Source organism: Thalassotalea sp. LPB0316, assembly GCF_014898095.1.
Classification (GTDB): domain Bacteria; phylum Pseudomonadota; class Gammaproteobacteria; order Enterobacterales; family Alteromonadaceae; genus Thalassotalea_G.
Genome location: NZ_CP062946.1, coordinates 325,704 through 347,127, shown reverse-complemented (window position 1 = coordinate 347,127; position 21,424 = coordinate 325,704). Strand labels below are relative to the sequence as shown.

24 protein-coding genes and 2 rRNA genes are annotated in these 21,424 nt (G+C 41.7%); 14 read left to right on the top strand and 12 right to left on the bottom strand.

Annotated elements, in window-relative coordinates:
• Positions 1 to 2: 2 nt before the first annotated feature.
• The 4 genes from rrf (LP316_RS01545) (at position 3) to LP316_RS01530 (ending at position 2,107) form a co-directional block, all read left to right on the top strand.
• Positions 3 to 117, top strand: a 5S ribosomal RNA gene (gene rrf, locus LP316_RS01545).
• Positions 118 to 304: 187 nt separating this feature from the next.
• Positions 305 to 419, top strand: a 5S ribosomal RNA gene (gene rrf, locus LP316_RS01540).
• A gap of 281 nt (positions 420 to 700) precedes the next feature.
• A complete protein-coding gene (gene epmA, locus LP316_RS01535; protein WP_193022355.1) occupies positions 701 to 1,660 on the top strand; it encodes an elongation factor P--(R)-beta-lysine ligase in 960 nt (319 codons plus the stop codon).
• A 78-nt stretch (positions 1,661 to 1,738) separates the two neighbouring features.
• On the top strand, positions 1,739 to 2,107 hold the full coding sequence (locus LP316_RS01530) for a MerC domain-containing protein (protein WP_193022354.1): 369 nt from the start codon (positions 1,739 to 1,741) through the stop codon (positions 2,105 to 2,107).
• A gap of 2 nt (positions 2,108 to 2,109) precedes the next feature.
• Here the strand turns inward: LP316_RS01530 and glnG are convergent, their stop codons facing one another.
• The 4 genes from glnG to glnA form a co-directional block, all read right to left on the bottom strand.
• Positions 2,110 to 3,510, bottom strand: a complete 1,401-nt coding sequence (gene glnG, locus LP316_RS01525; protein WP_193022353.1) for a nitrogen regulation protein NR(I) — start codon at positions 3,508 to 3,510, stop codon at positions 2,110 to 2,112.
• A gap of 1 nt (position 3,511) precedes the next feature.
• Positions 3,512 to 4,594: a nitrogen regulation protein NR(II) gene (gene glnL / locus LP316_RS01520; RefSeq protein ID WP_193022352.1), complete on the bottom strand. Its 1,083-nt coding sequence runs from the start codon at positions 4,592 to 4,594 to the stop codon at positions 3,512 to 3,514.
• A 77-nt stretch (positions 4,595 to 4,671) separates the two neighbouring features.
• The gene (locus LP316_RS01515; protein WP_193022351.1) at positions 4,672 to 5,202 is read right to left on the bottom strand and encodes a DUF4124 domain-containing protein; all 531 of its coding nucleotides are present in this window, start codon (positions 5,200 to 5,202) and stop codon (positions 4,672 to 4,674) included.
• 115 nt (positions 5,203 to 5,317) lie between these two features.
• Entirely contained in the window at positions 5,318 to 6,724 is a 1,407-nt protein-coding gene (gene glnA / locus LP316_RS01510; protein WP_193022350.1) for a glutamate--ammonia ligase, read from the bottom strand.
• 347 nt (positions 6,725 to 7,071) lie between these two features.
• On the opposite strand from glnA, the gene typA reads away from it, so the two are divergent.
• From typA to LP316_RS01495, 3 genes are all read left to right on the top strand, one after another.
• Positions 7,072 to 8,898 (top strand): translational GTPase TypA, encoded by a 1,827-nt coding sequence (typA, locus tag LP316_RS01505; RefSeq protein ID WP_193022349.1) that lies wholly within the window; start codon positions 7,072 to 7,074, stop codon positions 8,896 to 8,898.
• Positions 8,899 to 9,203: 305 nt separating this feature from the next.
• Positions 9,204 to 9,386, top strand: coding sequence for a hypothetical protein (locus LP316_RS01500; RefSeq protein WP_193022348.1), 183 nt, complete (start codon positions 9,204 to 9,206; stop codon positions 9,384 to 9,386).
• Positions 9,387 to 9,419: 33 nt separating this feature from the next.
• Entirely contained in the window at positions 9,420 to 9,575 is a 156-nt protein-coding gene (locus LP316_RS01495) for a hypothetical protein (RefSeq protein ID WP_193022347.1), read from the top strand.
• Positions 9,576 to 9,633: 58 nt separating this feature from the next.
• On the opposite strand, the gene LP316_RS01490 is transcribed toward LP316_RS01495, so the two are convergent.
• Both LP316_RS01490 and LP316_RS01485 read right to left on the bottom strand, forming a co-directional pair.
• The gene (locus LP316_RS01490) at positions 9,634 to 10,284 is read right to left on the bottom strand and encodes a DUF2959 domain-containing protein (protein ID WP_193022346.1); all 651 of its coding nucleotides are present in this window, start codon (positions 10,282 to 10,284) and stop codon (positions 9,634 to 9,636) included.
• Entirely contained in the window at positions 10,284 to 10,520 is a 237-nt protein-coding gene (locus tag LP316_RS01485) for a hypothetical protein (RefSeq protein WP_193022345.1), read from the bottom strand. The genes LP316_RS01490 and LP316_RS01485 overlap by 1 nt, the downstream gene beginning before the upstream one ends.
• 123 nt (positions 10,521 to 10,643) lie before the next feature.
• On the opposite strand from LP316_RS01485, the gene LP316_RS01480 reads away from it, so the two are divergent.
• From LP316_RS01480 to dtd, 3 genes are read left to right on the top strand one after another with little or no spacing between them, the layout of a single operon-like run.
• A complete protein-coding gene (locus LP316_RS01480; RefSeq protein ID WP_193022344.1) occupies positions 10,644 to 11,492 on the top strand; it encodes a virulence factor BrkB family protein in 849 nt (282 codons plus the stop codon).
• Between the two features lie 40 nt (positions 11,493 to 11,532).
• Entirely contained in the window at positions 11,533 to 12,492 is a 960-nt protein-coding gene (gene pip, locus LP316_RS01475; protein ID WP_193022343.1) for a prolyl aminopeptidase, read from the top strand.
• Between the two features lie 11 nt (positions 12,493 to 12,503).
• A complete protein-coding gene (gene dtd, locus LP316_RS01470; protein WP_193022342.1) occupies positions 12,504 to 12,941 on the top strand; it encodes a D-aminoacyl-tRNA deacylase in 438 nt (145 codons plus the stop codon).
• Here the strand turns inward: dtd and LP316_RS01465 are convergent.
• A complete protein-coding gene (locus LP316_RS01465) occupies positions 12,931 to 13,698 on the bottom strand; it encodes a spermidine synthase (protein WP_193022341.1) in 768 nt (255 codons plus the stop codon). The two genes, dtd and LP316_RS01465, sit on opposite strands and share 11 nt — an antisense overlap.
• Before the next feature lie 33 nt (positions 13,699 to 13,731).
• On the opposite strand from LP316_RS01465, the gene LP316_RS01460 reads away from it, so the two are divergent.
• The 3 genes from LP316_RS01460 to LP316_RS01450 are packed head-to-tail and all read left to right on the top strand — an operon-like array spanning position 13,732 to position 15,946.
• Positions 13,732 to 14,622 (top strand): bifunctional GNAT family N-acetyltransferase/hotdog fold thioesterase, encoded by an 891-nt coding sequence (locus LP316_RS01460; protein ID WP_193022340.1) that lies wholly within the window; start codon positions 13,732 to 13,734, stop codon positions 14,620 to 14,622.
• A gap of 5 nt (positions 14,623 to 14,627) precedes the next feature.
• Positions 14,628 to 15,107 (top strand): nuclear transport factor 2 family protein, encoded by a 480-nt coding sequence (locus LP316_RS01455; RefSeq protein WP_193022339.1) that lies wholly within the window; start codon positions 14,628 to 14,630, stop codon positions 15,105 to 15,107.
• On the top strand, positions 15,107 to 15,946 hold the full coding sequence (locus tag LP316_RS01450) for an SDR family NAD(P)-dependent oxidoreductase (RefSeq protein ID WP_193022338.1): 840 nt from the start codon (positions 15,107 to 15,109) through the stop codon (positions 15,944 to 15,946). Before LP316_RS01455 ends, LP316_RS01450 begins: the two co-directional genes overlap by 1 nt.
• Before the next feature lie 3 nt (positions 15,947 to 15,949).
• Here LP316_RS01450 and LP316_RS01445 read toward each other — a convergent pair whose 3' ends face one another.
• The 5 genes from LP316_RS01445 to LP316_RS01425 all read right to left on the bottom strand — a co-directional run bounded on the left by LP316_RS01445 (position 15,950) and on the right by LP316_RS01425 (position 19,802).
• On the bottom strand, positions 15,950 to 16,693 hold the full coding sequence (locus tag LP316_RS01445; protein WP_193022337.1) for a substrate-binding periplasmic protein: 744 nt from the start codon (positions 16,691 to 16,693) through the stop codon (positions 15,950 to 15,952).
• Positions 16,694 to 17,246: 553 nt separating this feature from the next.
• Positions 17,247 to 18,182 carry an SPFH domain-containing protein gene (locus LP316_RS01440; protein ID WP_193022336.1) on the bottom strand — a complete coding sequence of 312 codons (936 nt, stop codon included), beginning with the start codon at positions 18,180 to 18,182 and terminating at the stop codon, positions 17,247 to 17,249.
• Complete coding sequence (locus LP316_RS01435) at positions 18,182 to 19,102, bottom strand: SPFH domain-containing protein (RefSeq protein WP_193022335.1); 921 nt, start codon at positions 19,100 to 19,102, stop codon at positions 18,182 to 18,184. The genes LP316_RS01440 and LP316_RS01435 overlap by 1 nt, the downstream gene beginning before the upstream one ends.
• A 28-nt stretch (positions 19,103 to 19,130) precedes the next feature.
• On the bottom strand, positions 19,131 to 19,586 hold the full coding sequence (locus LP316_RS01430; protein ID WP_193022334.1) for an NfeD family protein: 456 nt from the start codon (positions 19,584 to 19,586) through the stop codon (positions 19,131 to 19,133).
• 9 nt (positions 19,587 to 19,595) lie between these two features.
• Positions 19,596 to 19,802: a hypothetical protein gene (locus LP316_RS01425; RefSeq protein ID WP_193022333.1), complete on the bottom strand. Its 207-nt coding sequence runs from the start codon at positions 19,800 to 19,802 to the stop codon at positions 19,596 to 19,598.
• A gap of 224 nt (positions 19,803 to 20,026) precedes the next feature.
• Between LP316_RS01425 and hutI the strand changes: the two genes are divergently transcribed.
• Entirely contained in the window at positions 20,027 to 21,292 is a 1,266-nt protein-coding gene (hutI, locus tag LP316_RS01420; protein WP_193022332.1) for an imidazolonepropionase, read from the top strand.
• Positions 21,293 to 21,424: the final 132 nt, after the last annotated feature.

Below are 21,424 nucleotides of genomic sequence, written 5' to 3'. Positions count from 1 at the left end.
TGTCTAGCGACAATAGCGTTGTGGTACCACCTGATCCCATGCCGAACTCAGAAGTGAAACGCAACTGCGCCGATGGTAGTGTGGGAGGTCCCATGTGAGAGTAGGTCATTGCTAGACACCTAATTTAGAATTGGGGTCAGAGTCAAACGACTCTGACCCCATATTCGTTTCATCGAGCTATAATTGTTTAACGTATATTAAAATGCTTTAACCAATTACAGTTTAAGATTTGTGGATTTACGTCGACAAACAACCGTCATCCCTGACGCTTGTCGCCATTAGTGTTTCTATGAACGTAGTTTTGACTGGCAACAATAGCGTTGTAGTACCACCTGATCCCATGCCGAACTCAGAAGTGAAATGCAACCGCGCCGATGGTAGTGTGGGAGGTCCCATGTGAGAGTAGGTCATTGCCAGTTACCTATTATATGCCCTAGCTAATGCTGGGGCTTTTTTATTTATGGTTTGGGCGAGCTGAATAGAATACTGATCCCATGCGCTAATACCAAGAGATGCAGAAGTGAAATGCAACCGTGCCGATGGTAGTGTGGGAGGTCCCATGTGAGAGTAGGTCATTGCCAGTTATCTATCCCAAGAGCCCGCTCAATGAGCGGGCTCTTTTCGTTTGAACGTTTAAAAGAATGCAGGTTGTAAGGTATGCTTAAAACCATATAACCTTTAAACCAAAGAGCTTTAAATTATGTGGCAAGCAACAATGTCTTGGGAAGATGCGCAAAAGCGCGCTGATATTATTATGCGCGTTAGAGGTTTTTTCCATGACAAAGGTGTTATTGAAGTTGAAACCCCTCTTTTAAGTGCAGGAACTGTCACGGATGTATATTTAGATGCATTTTCGACAGACTATCAATTTCCCGTTGGTAAAAAGCCTCTATATTTGCAAACTTCACCAGAATTTGCCATGAAGCGTTTACTAGCATCTGGTTATCACTCTATTTATCAAGTTTGTAAAGCATTTCGCGATGAGCCAAGTGGACGTCATCACAATCCAGAATTTACCATGTTAGAATGGTATCGCATCAACTTTGATCACTTTGCTTTAATGGCTGAAGTGGATGCGTTACTACAGTTAATCTTATCGACACAGGCTGCAAATCAAATAAGCTATCAGGAGGCTTTTTTAAAGCATACAGGGATTGATCCGTTAAGTTGTACAACAGAGCACTTAGTAAGTTTTCTTGTTAAAAATAACAAAGCAGCGGATTGGTTAATCAAAGTGCCAGATTTTGATACCTTATTACAATTTATCTTTTGTGAATTTGTCGAAGTTAATATCGGCAAAGAGCGTCCTTGTTTTGTCTATGATTTCCCTGTCTCACAGGCATCGTTAGCAAAAAGATCAGAAATTGACTCGCGTGTTGCTCATCGATTTGAGTGTTATTATCGCGGTATCGAGCTTGCGAATGGCTTTAATGAGCTAACTGATGTAAATATACAAAGACAACGCTTTAACGAAGACAATGCTAAACGCGAACAGCTTAATTTAGCACCACGACCTATTGATAATTTATTCATTGATGCACTAAGCAGTGGCCTGCCGAGTTGTTCTGGTGTCGCTCTTGGCATCGATAGATTACTAATGCTAGCCCTAAATAAAACACAGATTCGTGACGTGGTTACCTTTACAATCGAAAACGCTTAATGCATTTTTAATGTGATATTATATCTTTTGTGATATAGTATCATTATTGGGTGTTTATGATTTTATTTAAGGGCGGAAATGTTAGATCGTATTGGTATCGCAGCGACATCGCTTTGCGCATTGCACTGCATCTTATTGCCATTATTAATTCCAGCATTGCCACTTTTAGGGCTTACATTTCTTGCCGACCACGCGTGGGAGCACGGATTTTTAGCTGCTACCGCAGTTTTAGGGACTATCGCGCTTTATTCAGGTTACAAGCGTTACCACAAAAAGCTGTTTCCCTTTGTTTTACTATTTTTAGGTGTTAGCGTTTACTGGATTAAACACGATTTTAGCGAAACCGCTGAGCCTTTCTTTATTATCATTGGCGCAGGCTTAATTGTCGCTTCACACGTAATTAATTTGCGCTTGTGTAATAACTTCAAACAGTGCAACACGCCGTAATATTATTGTATATCTAATTCTTTGAGTTTTCTGGTTAGCGTATTTCTTCCCCAACCCAATTTTTTCGCGGCTTCTTGTTTATGGCCCTGCGTAAAGTGCAATGCTCTTTTTAACATTAGGCGTTCAATATCGGGAATCGTGGTCGCTAAAATATCCTCTGTGCCACTTTGTAATTGCTGATCGACCCATGTCTCTAATGAGGATTGCCATGAACCTTGCGCTTGAATTACTTTGGGGCTTTCTTTTAACTCAGGTGGTAAATCTTCAATAAAGATTTCTTGGCCTGATGCCATAACCGTTAAAAAACGACATGTATTTTCCAGTTGCCTAACGTTTCCTGGCCATTGATAGTTTTCAAGGAAGCTCAGTGCTGATTCGTGTAGTGTTTTACTTTCTACATTCAGTTCTTCCGCGGCATTTTTCAAGAAGTGATTCGCTAGCTGTTCGATATCCTCTTTGCGCTCTTTTAGACTAGGTAAATGGATTTTTATCACATTTAGGCGGTGGAACAAATCTTCGCGAAATTCACCTTGTTCAACAAGCTCTTCAAGGTTTTGGTGGGTCGCTGCGATAATTCTAACGTCTACTTTTATCGGCGAATGACCGCCTACACGATAGAATTGGCCATCAGCTAAAACGCGTAATAAACGCGTTTGAATATCAAGCGGCATATCGCCAATTTCATCTAAGAACAAGGTACCATTATGAGCTTGTTCGAATCGTCCTTGCCTGACTGAATTTGCTCCGGTAAAAGCGCCTTTTTCATGACCAAATAACTCAGACTCGATTAAATCTTTAGGGATAGCTGCCATATTCAGGGGGATAAATGGCTCTTTCGTTCTTGGGCTATGTGAGTGAAGTGCGTGGGCAACTAGCTCTTTACCTGTGCCTGATTCGCCATTAATTAATACACTAATACTTGAGCGAGATAACCGGCCTATAGCTCTAAACACCTCTTGCATCGCTGGAGCGGCACCAATTATTCCTACGTTGGTATTGGTATCGCTTTGCTGTTTGCTCTGCGCTCGTTGCTCTTTAGCATGGGTCAATGCGCGTTTGGTTAAGGTTAGGGCATCATCAATATCGAATGGCTTTGGCAGATATTCAAACGCACCGCCTTGATATGCGTTTACAGCACTATCTAGATCGGAGTGGGCGGTCATAATGATCACAGGTAAATCAGGATATTGACTGTTGATTTTACCTAATAGCTCCATGCCATCGATATCAGGCATTCTAATATCAGAGATGATGACCTCGGGTTGAGCGTGATCTAGTGCAATTAAGAGGTTATTTGCACTGTCAAAAGATGCTGTTGAAATATTGGCGTTGCTAAAGGCTTTTTCTAATACCCATCTGATCGAGCTGTCGTCGTCAACAATCCATACTTGTTCTGTGATCATATTAGCCTTCATCCTCTAACGGTAATAAAATATTAAACTCGGTATGGCCAGGTCGTGACTTACACGAAAGTTTGCCATGATGTTGGTGTATAAGTGTTTGTGATATTGATAAACCAATGCCAGTACCGTTAGCGCGGCCAGAGACCATTGGATAAAAAAGGGTATCTTGAATTTGCTCCGGTATGCCTGGGCCATTATCAATAATTGAAATACGTACGCCCAACTTAATGCGCTTACCGTTAATCGTTTGGTTACTAGCAATTCGAGTTTTTAATTTAATAGTACCGCTCTCATCGAGCACTTGAATCGCATTGTTTACTATGTTCAATACGGCTTGTTGGAGCTTTTCTTCATCAAAAGTGACTTCGGGAATTGAAGGATCGTAATCACGCACTAATTTAATTTTTGTGTTGCTATCAAAACTTACCAGTTTAAATACTTTTTCTAGTACCAAGTGGATATTTTGTTTAGACATTTTTGGTAATTGATTCGGCCCTAGTAAGCGGTCAACAAGGTTGGTTAACCGATCTGCCTGTTCGATAATCATTTCGGTGTATTCTTTTTTATCGTCGTCTAACTCTAGGCTTAATAGCTGAGCTGCTCCTCTAAGGCCGCCGAGGGGGTTTTTTATTTCATGGGCTAGGCCTTTGATTAAATCTCGAGCAGATTCCCATTGTTGGTGCTGAAACGCCTCTTCACTAATTTGCTTTTGTTTATCAATCTGGTTGAATTCGATTAATATGTGTGGCGTTTGATTAAACTCAACCGAAGATGCGGTTAACTCGACCGTTATTTTATGATTATCGATGAACTCAAGTGTGACATCGCTGTCTGTGAATTCTTGGCCAGAATCAAGTAACTGTTGCAGCTGAACCTTGTTAATTGAGGTGGTAAAAAATATATCGTTAAACGACTTACCAACAAGCTTATCAAAGCTTTTCACTAAAATAGACTCTGCTGACAAATTGACGTACTGAATGATAAATGAGCGATCGAGGACAATAACAGCGGTTGCTAATTGGCCACCGAGCTGTTGCTGATAGATCTGTTTTAATTCGCGCATCGAATCCGAATTAGTATGCATAAATCACCAGTGCACCAAGTTGGTGCGCGTAAAATTTTAGTGTAATGAAAAATTGTTAAATATGCACTAAAAAGAGGTTATTTAGCGGTCTTTATCGACGCGCGGTGCATATAGAACGTCACTGGTTGTGATAATGCAATTACCTTGCCTTTCTGGTTAAGCAACTGTAACTGAATTTGATGCTCGCCACGGTCGACATTTCTTAAGACAAACATCGAGTGGCTTTGGGGTTTTTCATAAGGTTTTTCATCGAGCAAAAGCTGAATTTTATAACCTTGTTTAAAGACGGGCTTGATACGGCCAATGACATGTACGGAGCCGGTATTGTCTCTTACTGTCGCGTGATTCTCTGGTTGGGTTACATCGATTGAAAATTCATCAGTAAGCGCTTGTGGCTTAATGTCGAGAATCTTGGTATCGACAGAGGGAAGCACGTTAGCATTCTCTGAAACTTTGACTTCTTCTGCACCTGGTCTTGGGCTATCGGAAAACACTAAGGTACCCGATTCATCAGTCCAAACGTAGATTTTTGCAGATTTTGATTGAGCGTAGGCATCACCTATTAACAAAGTGCTTGCTAGTAGTAACCCATATGTCGCCAATCTCATGTATAAATCCCGATCCTTAAGATGTAATACTAATTTATCCAAATTATTAAAAATTAGCTACAAAAAAAGCTCACCGAAGTGAGCTTTTTTATTAAATTAGCAAGCTAATCAATGATTAAACGCTGTAGTACATTTGGAACTCAACTGGGTGAGTTGTCATGTTTAACGTTTCTACTTCTTCACGCTTGAGGCCAATGTATGCATCGATCATGTCGTCATCCATTACGCCACCGGCGGTTAAGAATTCACGATCTGCTTCAAGTGCGTTAAGCGCCTCTTCTAATGATGAAGCAACTTGTGGGATCGCTGCGGCTTCTTCAGCTGGTAAGTCGTATAGGTCTTTATCCATTGCATCACCTGGGTGGATCTTGTTTTTGATACCGTCAAGACCAGCCATTAACATTGCTGAGAAAGCTAAGTAAGGGTTAGCTGTTGGATCAGGGAAGCGAACTTCGATACGACGTGCCTTCGGCGAAGGTACTACTGGGATACGGATTGAAGCACTGCGGTTACGTGCTGAGTAAGCAAGCATAACTGGTGCTTCGAAACCAGGTACTAAACGCTTGTATGAGTTAGTTGAAGCGTTAGTGAACGCGTTTAACGCTTTAGCGTGCTTGATAATACCACCGATGTAGTATAAAGCTGTTTCTGATAATCCGCCGTACTTGTCACCGGCGAATAAGTTAACACCGTCTTTTGCTAAAGACTGGTGACAGTGCATACCTGTACCGTTGTCACCAACTAATGGCTTAGGCATGAAAGTCGCTGTTTTACCGTATGCATGCGCTACGTTGTGCACAACATACTTGTAGATTTGAACTTCATCAGCTTTGCTTACCATAGTGTTGAAGCGACATGCGATTTCGTTTTGACCACATGTTGCTACTTCATGGTGATGAGCTTCAACAACTAAACCCATTTCTTCCATTACTAAACACATTGCAGAGCGCAAATCTTGTGATGAATCTACTGGTGCTACTGGGAAGTAACCGCCTTTAACACCTGGACGGTGACCGTGGTTGCCATCTTCGTAATGTGTTGCGCCGTTCCATGCAGCTTCTTTGTCGTCAATTTTGTACATTGAACCAGACATATCTGTATGGAATTTAATATCATCGAACACGAAGAACTCTGGCTCTGGACCAAATAATACGGTATCAGCGATACCTGTAGAACGCATGTACTCTTCAGCGCGCTTAGCAACTGAACGAGGGTCACGGCTGTAACCTTGCATCGTTGAAGGTTCTACGATGTCACAACGTACGTTTAGTGTAACTTCTTCTGTGAATGGGTCTAGCACTGCCGTTGAAGCATCAGGCATTAATACCATGTCTGACTCGTTAATGCCTTTCCAACCAGCGATTGAAGAACCATCGAACATTTTACCTTCTTCGAAAAAGTCTTCATCTATTTGATGGTAAGGAAGTGATACGTGTTGCTCTTTACCTTTAGAGTCAGTGAAACGTAAATCAACGAACTTAACGTCGTTTTCTTTGATTAGGTCTAAAACAGCTTGTGACATTCTCAGTCTCCAGTGAAGTTATGTAATTTTGAAATGTTAGACATTTTTGCTTGTTCTACCATTAGCCAAAAGTGTGCCAAAGATAAAAGCCTTATTTATCAAGTGTATTGCTCTTTAACCAATAAAGCCTTGCACTTTTTTGGTGCGTGCGTGGCACTTTCTTGGTGCATTCGTTTGGTTTTACTTTACTTGCATTATACTAGTGCAAGATCAATAAAATCACTAACTGTTTTATTTGTTTATATTACTGCTGTATAATTCGCGCCCAATTGTAGCCCTATGAGCAAAGGCAGCTGTGCACATTTTAGTGCCACAAAGGCAGCTAAAACTCTTTTGTTGAGATTAATATGAGTAATATCAATAACTTACGTAACGTAGCCATTATTGCGCACGTTGACCACGGTAAAACCACTTTAGTAGATAAGTTGCTTGAGCAATCAGGCACGTTAGACTCACGCACCGAACTTGAAGATCGCGTAATGGACTCTAACGATATTGAAAAAGAGCGCGGTATTACTATTTTAGCTAAAAACACTGCCATTACTTGGAACGATTACCGAGTCAATATCGTTGATACTCCTGGTCACGCCGACTTCGGTGGTGAAGTAGAGCGCGTTATGTCGATGGTTGATTCGGTATTGCTGATCGTTGATGCCCAAGAAGGCCCAATGCCTCAAACCCGCTTCGTAACTCAAAAAGCCTTTGCCCAAGGTTTAAAGCCTATCGTCGTTATTAACAAAATTGACAAACCAGGCGCCCGTCCAGAATGGGTTATGGATCAAGTATTCGATTTATTTGATAATTTAGGCGCAACTGACGACCAACTAGATTTCCAAGTTGTTTACGCATCAGCAATTAACGGTTGGGCGTCAATGGAAGAAGGTGAAATTGGCACAGATATGACACCACTTTTCCAAACAATTATTGATCAAGTGCCATGTCCTGATGCCGATCCTGAAGGCGCATTCCAAATGCAAATCTCGCAGCTCGATTACAGCTCGTACTTAGGCGTTATTGGTGTTGGTCGTGTTACTCGCGGCAGTGTAAAACCTAATCAGCAAGTTACTGTTCAAACCGCAGCGGGCCCAGTTCACAACGGTAAAGTAGGTAAGGTTTTTGGTTACCTTGGTCTTGAACGTCACGAAGTAGAAGAAGCTACTGCCGGTGATATCATCGCGATCACAGGTTTGGGCGAGTTGAAAATCTCTGACACAATCTGTTGCCCAACTGAAGTTGAGCCTCTTCCGGCGCTATCAGTTGATGAACCAACAGTAACTATGACATTCCAAGTTAATACCTCTCCATTTGCAGGCCAGGAAGGTAAATTCGTTACTTCTCGCAACATTCTTGAGCGTTTAGAAAAAGAATTGGTTCACAACGTAGCGCTTCGCGTTGAAGAGACTGAAGATCCGGACAAGTTCCGCGTATCTGGTCGTGGTGAGCTTCACTTGGGTATTTTAATCGAAAATATGCGTCGTGAAGGCTTTGAGCTTGCGGTTTCTCGCCCTGAAGTCATTATGCGTGAAGTTAACGGTGAAATTGAAGAGCCATATGAGACAGTAACGGTTGATGTTGAAGAAGAGCATCAAGGTTCTATTATGGAGAAAATGGGTCTTCGCAAAGCAGAATTAACCGACATGGCACCCGATGGCAAAGGCCGCATCCGCATGGACTTTATTATGCCAAGCCGTGGTTTAATTGGTTTCCAAACCGAGTTTATGACATTAACTTCTGGCTCTGGTTTGATCTATCACACATTCTTGCAGTACGGCCCGCACAAAGGTGGTGAGATTGGTCAACGCTTAAACGGTGTGTTAATTGCAAACGCACAAGGTAAAGCGCTAACAAATGCATTATTTAACTTACAAGATCGCGGCCGTTTGATGATTGGCCACGGTGTTGAAGTATACGAAGGCATGGTTATTGGTATTCACAGCCGCGATAACGACTTAACGGTTAATGCACTTAAAGGTAAGCAGTTAACTAACGTTCGTGCCGCTGGAACCGACGATGCCCAAGTACTAACGCCACCAATTAAAATGACGTTAGAGCAAGCGTTAGAGTTTATTGACGACGATGAGTTAGTTGAAGTAACGCCTGAGAACATCCGTATTCGCAAGAAGTTCTTAAAAGAATCTGATCGCAAACGCGAAAGCCGTAATGCGAAGAAATAACAATAACCAAGGTTGTTGATTTAAAAGCGCTCAGTTGAGCGCTTTTTTTATGTTGGTAAAAATCTGGCGCTTACTTTAAAAAGTGGGCGTATAGGTAAAATCTGAATAGGGTTTGTAAGACATATCTCAAAAATTCGTGAGAAATAAGTACTTTTATTTACAATGCTCTTTTTAACTACCTGATTTGTTTTAATGTTTTTATTTTTGTTTTATTGTTTATTGCGCAAATGTAGCCCTTGAGTAAGCGCATTTATTGGTGAATAGAGTACACTTGTAGTAAGATTTTTGCGTTGAAGGGATAAGGAATGAATCAGCAACGACTCTCCCGAATGAATTCGTTATTTGAAAAGGTGCTTTCAGGCCTTGCATCGAATGAAGAACAAATGGAATTAAAGCAACTGTATCGACAATATATAAATTTTGGCCGCGATGGTCAGTCGATCCGAAACGAACAACAACCTAAGCATCATTGTTATACACAGCACTAACGAATAACAACAAAAAAGAAACAAGGATGAATAATGATTATCTACCCGTATAACCTGAGCCAAGAGAAGCTTGCACTGTTACGAGCTTTAACTGAAAACTTTGAGCAAGGTAAGGGCGATAAACAACAACTGAACGAACTTGAGGAGTTGCTCAGTTTACTGGTAGTCGAAGAAAAGAGCGAGAACTAGCAACAGTCTCACTGTGCTAAATTCGCTCTTGTTTATTAGCTTATTCTTTAATAAATCTCTATTTGATTTGCTCGATAAACTGATTCGATTGCGCGATAGCCGCATTCATATCATCAATCAAGGCTTGTACATCTCGTTGAATGGTTTGATATTCACCCTGCAGTGCACCGATGGCTTTAGCATTTAAGTTGTGTTTTAAAAACAACACATTGTCTTGTAGCTTTTCTAATACTGGAAACATTCTTGATTCAGCTTTGCGCATTGCGCGAATAACTCCGTTGTATTGTCGTTGCGTATCGCGCAATTGTTGCTGACTTTGGCGTTTTAACGAAGCGTTAGAATACAACTCGATTTCTTCCTGCCATTCTTCAAACAATGCATCAGCTACACTTTCAATAGATTCAATGCGATTAGTCACATCATCAGCCGCAGCCTGACTGGATTCAAAATGCGCTTTACTGACTTCATACTGCTCAGCAAGTTCAGCACCATCGAAGTTAATTAAGCTCGTTAAATGGGTTAATGCATCTTGAAATTGCTCTTGGGCGTCAAGTTGTGATTCATTAGCATCTTCAACACGACTCACTAAGATATCACGCTTGTGAGTACCAACCTTTTCCATCGCCGCGTAATAGGTTGATTCACAGCCAGTGATTGCCAGTGAACTAAACGCAAGAGCGAATATTAAGGTGAGTTGCTTGCCTTTCATCACTCCCCCGAGCCTTTGTATTTTGCTGCATCAATAATAGACCAAACGTGGAAGATAAAACCTAATAACGCCATAAAAAACAATACGCCGGTTGCAGCTAGCGCGTAATTCACCCATGTCAGTAAAAAGAATACAATTGCTGCTAAAACTCTACCTTGAACTAATTGGCCTAAACCTGCGATAAAGAAACTACAAATTGCCGCTAAAACATTACCGCCAGAACCTTGTCCTGCCATAAATACCCCTTAAATTTTTCTGCTTTATAGGTAATTTCAACCTGCATATTATTATACAGATTGCTATAAGTATCTTAATATACAAGTGATTATTGTAAAAATTAAGTAAATATTAGGCGATTCATGGAAATTAATCTAAAAGCAAGATGGCAACAATTGCTTATTTTTAGCAAAATGTTTGTTGCTAACATTGTTAAAGCTGAGGCGCACGTCAACGCAAGTTACCTAGCTTATGTCACTTTGATGTCGTTAGTGCCATTGATTTTAGTGATGTTTTCAATGATGACGGCATTTCCTATTTTTGGTGATATACAAGTTGCCATTGAGGACTTTGTTTATCAAAACTTAGTTCCAACAGCCGGCGATGTTGTTCACAAGCATTTGTCTGGCTTTGTCGCGAACGCTTCAAAGATGTCAGCAATCACATTGGGATTTTTGTTTTTATTTGCCTTATTACTCATCTCTGCGATTGATCATACGTTGAATAAGATTTGGGGCGTCACCAAGAAAAGACGGGTGATCACAGCGTTTTCTACCTATTGGATGGTGTTAACGTTAGGGCCTTTGCTCGTTGGTGCAAGTTTAGCCGCTACCTCTTATATTATTTCCCTAGTTAACTTTAGTGATACCGCCTTGTCTGGAGCACAGCATCTACTTGTTCGGTCATTACCATTATTAGCATCAACTTTAGCATTTTTGTTTTTGTATATGGTGGTTCCCAACAAAGAAGTTCGATTCAAGCATGCGATAAAAGGAGCAATATTTGGCGCACTATTTTTTGAGCTTGCTAAAAAAGGCTTTGCCCTCTACATCACTTTATTACCGTCTTATGAGGCGATTTACGGGGCGCTTGCTACGATCCCTATTTTGTTTGCTTGGGTGTATTTATCTTGGCTAATTGTTCTGTTAGGGGCGCTATTTACTGTTACCATTGAGCAACGCTCGGCTATGAAAATAGCGTCAGATGAATAATTGACTAAACTTAGCCTACGGAAATTACCAAGGTATGCTATTGAAACCGCTATATCCGAAAATTTTACCCAATGCGACCCACTTCATCGAGGTGAGTGAGCAGCACCAAATTTATGTCGAAAGCTCAGGAAATCCTGCCGGCATTCCTGTTATTTACTGTCACGGTGGGCCGGGTGCTGGCGCAAGTAGTGACTTTCGGCGTTATTTTAACCCTGAAATTTATCACATTATTTTATTTGATCAGCGAGGCTGTGGTCGCAGTTTACCGTCGCCAAGTGTAGAAGGCGTCGATATGGTCTCGATGATTGCTGATATGGAGAAGATTCGACAGTTTTTTACTGTCGATAAGTGGTTAGTCACAGGGGGGTCATGGGGAACAACCTTATCCCTAGCTTATGGTCAAAGCTATCCTCAACACTGTTTGGGTTTTATTTTACGCGGTGTCTTTTTGGCAACCCAAGTAGAGTATGACTGGCTATATCGCGCCAACGGAGTCGCGAAGTTTTTTCCTGAGTATTATCAAGATTTTCTCTTGCCACTTAATGAGCAACAAAAGCGTGATCCATTGTCAGCTTATTACCAACTTGTCACTAGCGACAATGAAGTAGCTGCCATAGCGGCTTGTAAGGCATGGTATTTGTACGAAGATAGAATGTCGTCGATTGAGCACCAAGCCGATAGTAAACAAGAGGTAGATGATCCACACATAGCACATTGCCTTGCAATGCAATCGGCTCACTTCTTTTACCACAACAGTTTCATGGCTGAGGGGCAACTGCTCGATAATATCCATCGTATTAATCATTTACCTGCGTTTATTTTACATGGTCGCTATGACATGATTTGCCAGCTTGATATCGCTTATCAACTTGCAAATGCTTGGCCGACAGCGCAGTTGCAAATTCTGCCCGTTGCCGGACACAGTGGCTTTGAGCGACAAACAATTGATGCTTTTTGTCAAGCAGCCGATAAAATGGCGGAGTTTATTGGTAATCACTAGAGGGGTATTAAGTGATCGCATTATTGCAACGAGTGTCAGATGCTAGCGTAACCGTTAATCAGAAAATTATCGGCGAAATTGGTAAGGGGCTACTGGTTTTAGTGGCAGTAGAGCCTCAAGATACTGAAGAAAGTGTCAAGCGCTTAGCGAATAAAGTAGCCAAGTATCGAATATTTGCTGACGAAAATGGCAAGATGAATTTAAATGTCGCTCAGGCAGGAGGCGATATTTTAGCAGTATCTCAATTTACCCTTGCTGCTGATACCTCTCGTGGCTTACGGCCAAGTTTCACGTCAGCTGCGTCTCCAGAATTGGGTGAGCAGCTTTATCAATATTTTTGTCTTTGCTTACGCGAACTTGGCTTTAAAGTGCCAACGGGTGAGTTTGGCGCAGATATGAAGGTCGCTTTAACTAACGATGGTCCAGTAACCATCTACCTCAAGGGGTAACTTTTTGCCGAAAACGCCATGCGTTTTTCAGACGTTGTCGAAGGTGATTAGGTAAACAGCAGTGCTGATCAGCCAAAACAGTGACTGGCTCAGGTAATAAATAAATGACAATGTTTTTAAAGCGCGGAATTTCTAAATAACTAATTTGGTAGCTTTGCCCGTTTTGCCGAATCAATGATGAGGTTAACTGCTTGAGTTCAGCGAGTAATCGATTAATCGATTTTTCTGGCATGTTTGGTAAATTGATTGTCCAGTAAGTGGGTGACTGTTGCTCAGTTATACTGCGTTTAACCTGTTCTAAAAAGTTGTGGTTTTGCTGGTCGTAAATATCACACACAACCCAATCAATCGCACTATGGTGTTGTTGTAGTAATGCTTCACCGGTGATGTGCTCAATGGTTAAAGATAATGCTTGAGGGTTAAAAAACTCGTGAAACAGTGTGATAACGTCTTGATCATTTTCGGCGGTTGTCAGTTTTACTTCAGGTAACAGGTGCTTGATCGCTCGGGTAAAATTACCACCGCCTAGACCTAACTCAATAACGCTTTTGGGTGTATGAAACAACAGCGGTACCAGCAATGCTTGCTGGTGTGGCATTAGCAAGCGATGCGGTTGACGCTTTAACATCACACTTTGAATGATATTGTCAAAAGTAAGCCACAAGTGATGAGGATCTTCGATGACCGCCAACCGTTGTTTCGGTTGATTGACTAATCGGATAACTTTTCCTCTCGTTATGTGATTTAATAAGCGCATGTTTTTCGATAGATTTCCTTGATATTTTTAGCCATGACACAGTTAGCTTCACCGTCTAGCAAAGATGAATTTGCACGCTATTACGAGTTTCGTTATCAACAATTAAGGGCGCCATGGTCACAGCCTAAGGGCAGTGAACTCGATGAATTTGAAGCGTCAAGTTTTCACTTTATGTTGACCGATGATAATAACCATATCATTGGCATCGCCAGATTACATCAAGTTAATCTGCAGGTAGGGCAAGTGCGCTATGTTGCGGTTGACCCCAATGCGCAAGGACAAGGGCTTGGTCGGCGATTAATGGCGGCATGTGAGCAGCAGGCCAAAGCGCTAGGTCTGTCGGAAATTGAACTCAACGCTCGCGAAGTGGCACTGAACTTTTATTTGGCGCTTGGCTATCAAAATTTAGGTCAATCACATTTGCTCTATGGTGAAATTCAGCATTTTAGTATGCGAAAGTCTCTTGAGTTGCCAAGCCTTGATAGGTCAGTAACTCAGTTGGTTGAAACATGGCACGCAACCATTCCAGCGAGTAAAGCCATGGCTATTGAGGTGACTAGTTACGATCGACAAAAATTAGTGACTCGATGTGATCTCATGTTTAATAAAAACCTTCACAATACGATGTTCGCAGGTAGTATCAATACGCTGGCAACCTTAACAGGATGGGGCTGGGTTCACCTGCAACTAAGGCAGCTAGGGTTTGAAGGTGATATTGTTTTAGCTCAGGGGAATATTAACTACCTTGCACCAATACCGCATTATAGTCACGCTGTGGTCGAAAAAGCTGATACCATCGAAAGCTATCAACGATTAAAAGATGGGCGCAAAGCTAAAGCCGAGATCACTTGTCACGTTTATAGTGGCAGCAAAATTGCTGCAAGCTTCCATGGTGTTTATGTTGTAGTACCCCAAAAAGGATAAAAACAATGAGACTATTCATTTTTATGACTGCGCTACTGATACATAGCGTTGCGTTTGGTCAAAATTATCATCAACAAGCAAAAGATACGTTGGCAAGTTTTCACCTAGCGGCGGCTCAAGCCGATACTGAGAATTATTTTAACTTAATGCACCACGACTTCATCTTTTTGGGGACGGACGCCACTGAGCGTTGGACTAAATCGGAGTTCGCAGCCTTTGTGAAACCTTATTTTTCCAAAGGCATTGGCTGGCGTTATACGCCGACACAGCAAAATATCACTCAGATCTCCGAACATGTATTGTTTTTTGATGAATTACTCGAACACAAAAAATATGGTCAGTGTCGAGGTTCAGGGGTTTTAGTTAATGTTGGTGGTAAGTGGCTATTGAATCAGTACAATTTATCGATTCCAATGCCAAACGATTTAGCAGCTGATTTGGTACAACAAATTCGCCAACATCAGCTAAGCCAAGAGGGTGAATAATGTCTGTTGCAATTATCGGTTGTGGTTGGTTGGGCAAAGCATTAGCTAAAACGCTACAAGCAGACGGTATTGATGTATTGGGCACTTGTCAAAGTGAGGCGTCAACCAAAGCGTTAACTGAGTTATCAATATCGGCGATGCCGTTATCACTGCCTTTAGTTGCACCGTTAACAGGACCTCATTTAGCTAAATTAACAAAGCATTCTACGTGGATAATAGCGATAACGCCGCAACTGCGAAAAGGCCGCGTTGATTACCCTGAAAAAATTGCGCAACTTGTCGAGCTTGCCGTCAAGTGTCAAATAAGGCGCTTAATTCTAGTAAGTTCTACAGCAGTACTCAATGGCTTAACGGGGGCGGTTGATGAACAAGCTGTCATTGATGAGTCGGCCCCTAAAGTTGCGATATTATCGGAGGCTGAACAACTCGTCTTAACGCAAAATAATCAGCAGATGCAAACGGCGGTATTAAGATTGGCAGGTTTGGTGGGCGAAGATCGACATCCCGGGCGATTTTTTCGCGCTGGAAAAAGCTACTCACAAGGCAAAGCGCCTGTTAACTTGATCCACCAATGCGATGCTGTGGGTTTGCTCAAAGCGTTAGTTAACGTTGAAGTAATCTCAGGGATTTATCACGGCGTTAGCGAAACTGACGTAACTAAGGCCGAGTTTTACGCACAGGCTGCTATCGCACTGGGTCAACCAACACCCAGTTTTATCGTTACTGAGCGTGATCAACGGCAAAAACGAATAGTAGGTCGCAATACCTGCCAACGGCTTGATTACGAGTTTCAAGAGCCGGACTTAGTATTGTGGCTTAAACGAAGCGCTAACGGTTAATATTTATTGATAAGGCGTAAGTAATTGTTGTAACTGGCCTTGGCGCTTTAGTTTGTCAAGCAACTGGTTGAAAGCGCCCATTTCTTTTGACAAGGCCAAACTAGTAAACGCTCGGCGTTTAAATTCATCATGTGGTATTGGCGAAGTGTAAAAATTGTCAACTACATCGCCATGTTTTAACAGGTACTTAAATACCGAGTAACTGACGATACCAAAGTCTACTCTGCGCTTTTCTATAAGCTTCAAAACTTGTAGCTCACCAACGGTATCTATTCGCGACATACTCGATTGAGCAACGGCCTCATTAACCCCAAAATAGTAAAACCCGGCAACTGCGGCGACCGTTTTATCGTTGAATGAGTCTGGCGTTAAATAGTTGAAGGGGCTTGATTTGAGCGAGACAAATTCATCTCGATCGCGATAAAAACTGTCACTCCACAAATATTTGGTTTCTTCAGGATCTTTGAACCATTTGGGCGTTACGCCCAAGACGATACCGTCTAATTGCGCTTCAGAAATAATATGATTGAGGCGTTTTCTTGGTATGTAAAGGGTTTGGAACTGATAATCAGCGCTTTGTTTTGATAGCTCGCTTGCCAGATCAAAGTAGAAACCTTGCTGTTTTTCTATACTGACGATAAAAGGCGGCTTGTTGTGGTAGGTGTACAAATAGATCAGCTCTTTAGCCGATGAGCTCATACTCAAGCACAATAGAACAAAGAACACTGAAATATGTCTATAACCCATTCACATTACCACTTATTTGAGCCTTGCTGATCGCACGTTCACATCACAAGGTGTGCCAATTTAATAGATAAAGATTATAACGGTAAAGCTAAGATATTTCGATATTGATAGAAAACAATCATTTTTTTGCTTGTTAATTCTATCTTAAGGTAAGATGTCTTCATAACTGGTTCCTGTTTCTCTTTATGTCGTTGCGCTCAAAATACCCCTTAATTTTTTTATTCGTTGCCTTGTTCGCCCATCTTTCTATCATGGATTTATTCTATGTTAGTTATTCTGGTCCCGTGTTTTTGTGGGACGAAAATTTGCAAGTAAGAACAGTATTAGTGCACCTTTTTTGCGTTTTATTAGCAACATTGAGCTATAAACTATTTGCTTATATACGATTAGATGTCAGTAAAGGGCGATTGTTCTTATCTGATAAGGTATTAATTATTTGTTCAGTGGCGTTGGCTTTTTCGATAGTTTTTACCGTTACTCGGTAATTAACGTTGATGTAACAGTGCAACACTCTCTGGGGTAGATAGCTAACCCGAGAGTGTTACTCGTCATATCATTTACTGTTATTTAGCCCGACCGTGGCGAGCCATTGTTCAAAATTTAACAGGTTGGCAGGCAAGATAACTTTTCTATTTTCTTGACTTAACCCTTTCATTTTTTGTAAATACTGCTCTGAAAGCTGCATTTCAATCGCTTGTTGTCCACCTTCTTGTGATATAACACTCGCCATTTTTTCTATTGCTTGGCTAGTGGCTTTGGCTATCGCAGAAATTTCTGCTGCTTTACCCTCAGCTGAGTTTATACGGCGCTGCTTTTCACCTTCTGATATATTGACCATTTCACGCATTAAACCTTCTGAACGATTAATCCTACTGGTTTTATCGCCAAGTGATTTAGCCAAAATAGCGCGGCGCTCACGCTCGGCATTCACTTGTAATTCCATTGCGTTTTTTACTGTCAGTGGTGGCGCAATATTCTTTATTTCATACCTATGTACCCGAATTCCCCAACTTTCACCGGCCTTATCGAGTACTTCAACAACTTTGGCACTGATCACATCACGTTCTTCAAAGGTTCGGTCAAGATCTAATGTCCCAATAACTGAACGTGTTGTTGTCTGGGCTAGTTGCATCGCGGCGAAGCGATAATCGGTAATGCCGTAGCTCGCTTTTATCGGATCAACGACTTGTATGTATATTACGCCATCAACTTCAACGTTAACTTCATCGCGAGAGAAACACTCTTGCGGTGGTACATTGATGGTTTCTTCTTTTAAATCGTGAATATAGGCAACGCGATCAATAAATGGCAGTAACAGGTGAAAACCCGCTTCTAAAGTTGAGCGATATTTACCCAGGCGCTCTACCACATAAGCTTTTTTGGTTGGCACTAGACAAATTGATTTAACGAACTTGAAAGCGACGTAGAAAAAGATAGCGCCCCACACGGCTAGGACAAAAATATCGAGCTGTTCTTGTGAAAATGGCATTAGGCTTGCCCTCCTTGAGTTGTGGCAGTAACTTTTTCCATGCCATCGAAAAAACCTTCTAACTTAGCGATTTCAGCAGGGAGTACTGATACATCCGCCGTTGCGAGAATGTCACCCGTTTGCTGGATATATTGCTCTAGCAGGCGCATTTTAATCGCTTTATCTCCGCCTTCTTTTAACGCAGCTTTAGCGATCATATTTACGCCTTCAGCAGAGGCTTGGGTGAGAATTTCAATTTCTCTAGCGCGTCCTTCGGCTTCGTTGATTTGGCGTTGTTTGTCGCCTTCTGAAAGGTTTATAGCTTCTTGTCGCTGACCTTCCGATAGGTTAATTGTCGATTCACGCTCGGCTTCGGCGAGTGTAATTTCGGCGCGTTTTTCTCGTTCTGCTTCCATTTGTTTTTCGAGGGTGTGAATGACATTAGGCGATGGCGTGATGTTTTTTACCTCGTAACGAAGCACTTTGATGCCCCACGGATCAGAGGCTTTGTCGATTTCGGTGACGATCGTTTCATTTAATTTATCGCGCTCAGAAAAGGTTTCACTCAAGTTGAGTTTACCGATCTCACTTCGCATCGTAGTTTGTGCTAAGTTAACGCTGGCGTTGCGGTAATCTTCAATACCGTAACTTGCTTTCATGCCGTCCATCACTTTGATATACACTAAGCCGTCAACATTAATTTGAATGTTGTCTTTTGAAATGCAGCTTTGTGCTGGAATATCTAGCACTTGCTCGCGCGTTTCATGGCGGTAGGCGACCCTGTCGATAAACGGGATCAAAAAGTGAACACCTGGCTGCATTACTGCTCTAAATTTGCCTAATCGCTCAATAATACACACTTCGCGCATTTCAACGATTAGGATAAGTTTAAGTAAAATAAACAGGACAAATAATAGACCAAAGGTCAAGGTTACTAACATAGTTAACTCCTTTGCTATGTTTTGTGGATTAGTTGTTTTTAGGTTCAACAACTAATGAAATGTTTTCTTTGCAAATAATGGTGGCTTTGCTGCCTTGCTCAATCGTTGAACCATCGCCGAGTGCCGTCCAAGAAGTGCCCTGGAAGTCAACTCTGCCTTTATTGTGGCCAGGGCCAATGGTGTGAGTTACCAAGACTTCTTGGCCAAAGACATCGAGCTCCTCATCGGTGTTGTCAACGCGCTGTTTCGATGGAAAAAACTTGTTGGTGACAAAATAGCCCACGAACAACAAAATGGTCGCGCTAATAAACCAAGTGGTAAATATTGCGACACCATTGGTTAGTAGGGCTGTTTTGATACCAATGGCGACTATCAACGAGGCAATGCCTAAGTTGAGCAGAATACCACCGGGGACAAATATTTCAGCACTCGCTAACAAAATGGCCAGTACGATCCAAGTTTCAAATGACAATAATAATTCCATCGTTACTCCTTAACAATTAGCGTCTTGCTGTTTCATACTTGCTTTTTGTTTGGCTTTTTTGTGATCTTTGAAGGCGAATAACCAAAAGGCGATCTCAAAGCCGAAACCTAACACCAGAAGAATAAACAATTCGTGAATACTACCTAAGCTGTACATTACAACAGCGGCTACGAGTAGCGATAAAATAAATATATAACGCAAAACTCTGTTCATCATCCACGCTCCTTTTTATGACGATTCTTTAACCATATATCTGATGACATAATATGTCAATGTAAAAGTTTTTATGAATTGAATAATTGTAAGGATAAGGTGACACTTATGGTGATATTTAGGTATTTCAACGTGGTGTTTTGAACAAAATACCTTAACTCGAAGTGTTTTTGGCTTATAATCGGCTGATTCTATTACTTTGTTTCTATGTTCCGAGAAGTCACTTTATGAATGTTCAAGCCTCCTCTTGCCATCAATGGCAAACGTTAATTACTCGCGTCAATATTGCAACTATGACACAAGGAGGCGACAGCTATGGCGAACTTATCGATGGTGCTGTTGCGATAGCCAACGGCAAAATTGCTTGGCTTGGCGAATATTCTCAGTTACCCACACATCAGGTTGAAAAAGTCATTGACGGCCAAGGACAATGGTTAACGCCTGGCCTTATCGACTGTCACACGCATATTGTCTTTGGTGGTAATCGAGCCAATGAATTTGAAATGCGCTTGCAAGGCAAAAGTTATGAAGAAATCGCAAAGGCTGGCGGTGGTATTGTTTCAACGGTTAATGCAACACGAGCAGCAACAGAGCAAGAGCTATTAGATGGTGCATTAAAGCGCGCTCATGCCATGCATCAACAAGGCGTAACGACGCTTGAAATTAAATCTGGTTACGGTTTGAACAGTGAAAATGAACTCAAAATGCTTAAGGTTGCGACGCAAGTAGCCCAATACCTGCCATTAACCATTCGACGAACATTTTTAGGGGCACACGCTTTGCCGCCGGAATATAAAGGCAATAGCCAAGGCTATATCGATCTGGTCTGCCAAGAGATGCTACCCCAAGTGGCGTCAGCGCAACTGGTTGACGCTGTCGATGTTTTTTGTGAGGGGATCGCATTTGATGCCAAGCAAACTAAGCAAGTATTTGAAGCTGCAAAAGCGCTAGGGATTCGAGTCAAGGTTCACGCCGAACAGTTATCGAATATTGGCGGTACAGCATTAGCCGCGCAATATCAGGCACTGTCGTCAGATCATATTGAGTACCTAGACGAAGCGGGTGTGCAAGCGATGGCGAAATCAGATATGACAGCGGTAATCTTACCTGGCGCTTTTTATTTTTTGAGAGAAACTCAATTACCGCCAATTGACTTGTTGCGCAAACACGGTGTCGCTATGGCTATTGCCAGTGATGCCAACCCCGGTTCATCACCGATTAACTCGCTTCAGTTGATGCTCAATATGGCATGTACATTATTTCGATTAACACCGAGTGAAGCATTAGCGGGCGTTACTTGTCATGCAGCTAAAGCACTAGGGTTGTCAGAGGATAAAGGTCAAATAAAAATAGGTATGGATGCTGACCTTGCGCTTTGGGATATCACCCAACCAGCGGAATTATGCTACCAGTTTGGCGTAAATCCCTTAACGATGTTGTTTAAAGATGGCGAGCGAGTGATTGAGAATGCGCCCGTCGAGTTTTCTAAGTAATAATATTTTCGTACGTTTTCTTCAAAAAACTGTACAAAAATTGTTTTATTGCATAGGCTAAATGAGATACCAAATAGCTAGGGAATAGGGTAGAAAGGCTATTTGGTATCGAGCATTGAATTAATGCTTAAC

Excerpts from the sequence above, each read along its gene's own strand:
- epmA (WP_193022355.1), top strand. The coding sequence starts at position 701 with ATGTGGCAAGCAACAATGTCTTGGGAAGATGCGCAAAAGCGCGCTGAT.
- LP316_RS01530 (WP_193022354.1), top strand. The coding sequence starts at position 1,739 with ATGTTAGATCGTATTGGTATCGCAGCGACATCGCTTTGCGCATTGCAC.
- glnG (WP_193022353.1), bottom strand. The coding sequence starts at position 3,510 with ATGATCACAGAACAAGTATGGATTGTTGACGACGACAGCTCGATCAGA.
- glnL (WP_193022352.1), bottom strand. The coding sequence starts at position 4,594 with ATGCATACTAATTCGGATTCGATGCGCGAATTAAAACAGATCTATCAG.
- LP316_RS01515 (WP_193022351.1), bottom strand. The coding sequence starts at position 5,202 with ATGAGATTGGCGACATATGGGTTACTACTAGCAAGCACTTTGTTAATA.
- glnA (WP_193022350.1), bottom strand. The coding sequence starts at position 6,724 with ATGTCACAAGCTGTTTTAGACCTAATCAAAGAAAACGACGTTAAGTTC.
- typA (WP_193022349.1), top strand. The coding sequence starts at position 7,072 with ATGAGTAATATCAATAACTTACGTAACGTAGCCATTATTGCGCACGTT.
- LP316_RS01500 (WP_193022348.1), top strand. The coding sequence starts at position 9,204 with ATGAATCAGCAACGACTCTCCCGAATGAATTCGTTATTTGAAAAGGTG.
- LP316_RS01495 (WP_193022347.1), top strand. The coding sequence starts at position 9,420 with ATGATTATCTACCCGTATAACCTGAGCCAAGAGAAGCTTGCACTGTTA.
- LP316_RS01490 (WP_193022346.1), bottom strand. The coding sequence starts at position 10,284 with ATGAAAGGCAAGCAACTCACCTTAATATTCGCTCTTGCGTTTAGTTCA.
- LP316_RS01485 (WP_193022345.1), bottom strand. The coding sequence starts at position 10,520 with ATGGCAGGACAAGGTTCTGGCGGTAATGTTTTAGCGGCAATTTGTAGT.
- LP316_RS01480 (WP_193022344.1), top strand. The coding sequence starts at position 10,644 with ATGGAAATTAATCTAAAAGCAAGATGGCAACAATTGCTTATTTTTAGC.
- LP316_RS01465 (WP_193022341.1), bottom strand. The coding sequence starts at position 13,698 with ATGCGCTTATTAAATCACATAACGAGAGGAAAAGTTATCCGATTAGTC.
- LP316_RS01460 (WP_193022340.1), top strand. The coding sequence starts at position 13,732 with ATGACACAGTTAGCTTCACCGTCTAGCAAAGATGAATTTGCACGCTAT.
- LP316_RS01455 (WP_193022339.1), top strand. The coding sequence starts at position 14,628 with ATGAGACTATTCATTTTTATGACTGCGCTACTGATACATAGCGTTGCG.
- LP316_RS01450 (WP_193022338.1), top strand. The coding sequence starts at position 15,107 with ATGTCTGTTGCAATTATCGGTTGTGGTTGGTTGGGCAAAGCATTAGCT.
- LP316_RS01445 (WP_193022337.1), bottom strand. The coding sequence starts at position 16,693 with ATGGGTTATAGACATATTTCAGTGTTCTTTGTTCTATTGTGCTTGAGT.
- LP316_RS01440 (WP_193022336.1), bottom strand. The coding sequence starts at position 18,182 with ATGCCATTTTCACAAGAACAGCTCGATATTTTTGTCCTAGCCGTGTGG.
- LP316_RS01435 (WP_193022335.1), bottom strand. The coding sequence starts at position 19,102 with ATGTTAGTAACCTTGACCTTTGGTCTATTATTTGTCCTGTTTATTTTA.
- LP316_RS01430 (WP_193022334.1), bottom strand. The coding sequence starts at position 19,586 with ATGGAATTATTATTGTCATTTGAAACTTGGATCGTACTGGCCATTTTG.
- LP316_RS01425 (WP_193022333.1), bottom strand. The coding sequence starts at position 19,802 with ATGATGAACAGAGTTTTGCGTTATATATTTATTTTATCGCTACTCGTA.
- hutI (WP_193022332.1), top strand. The coding sequence starts at position 20,027 with ATGAATGTTCAAGCCTCCTCTTGCCATCAATGGCAAACGTTAATTACT.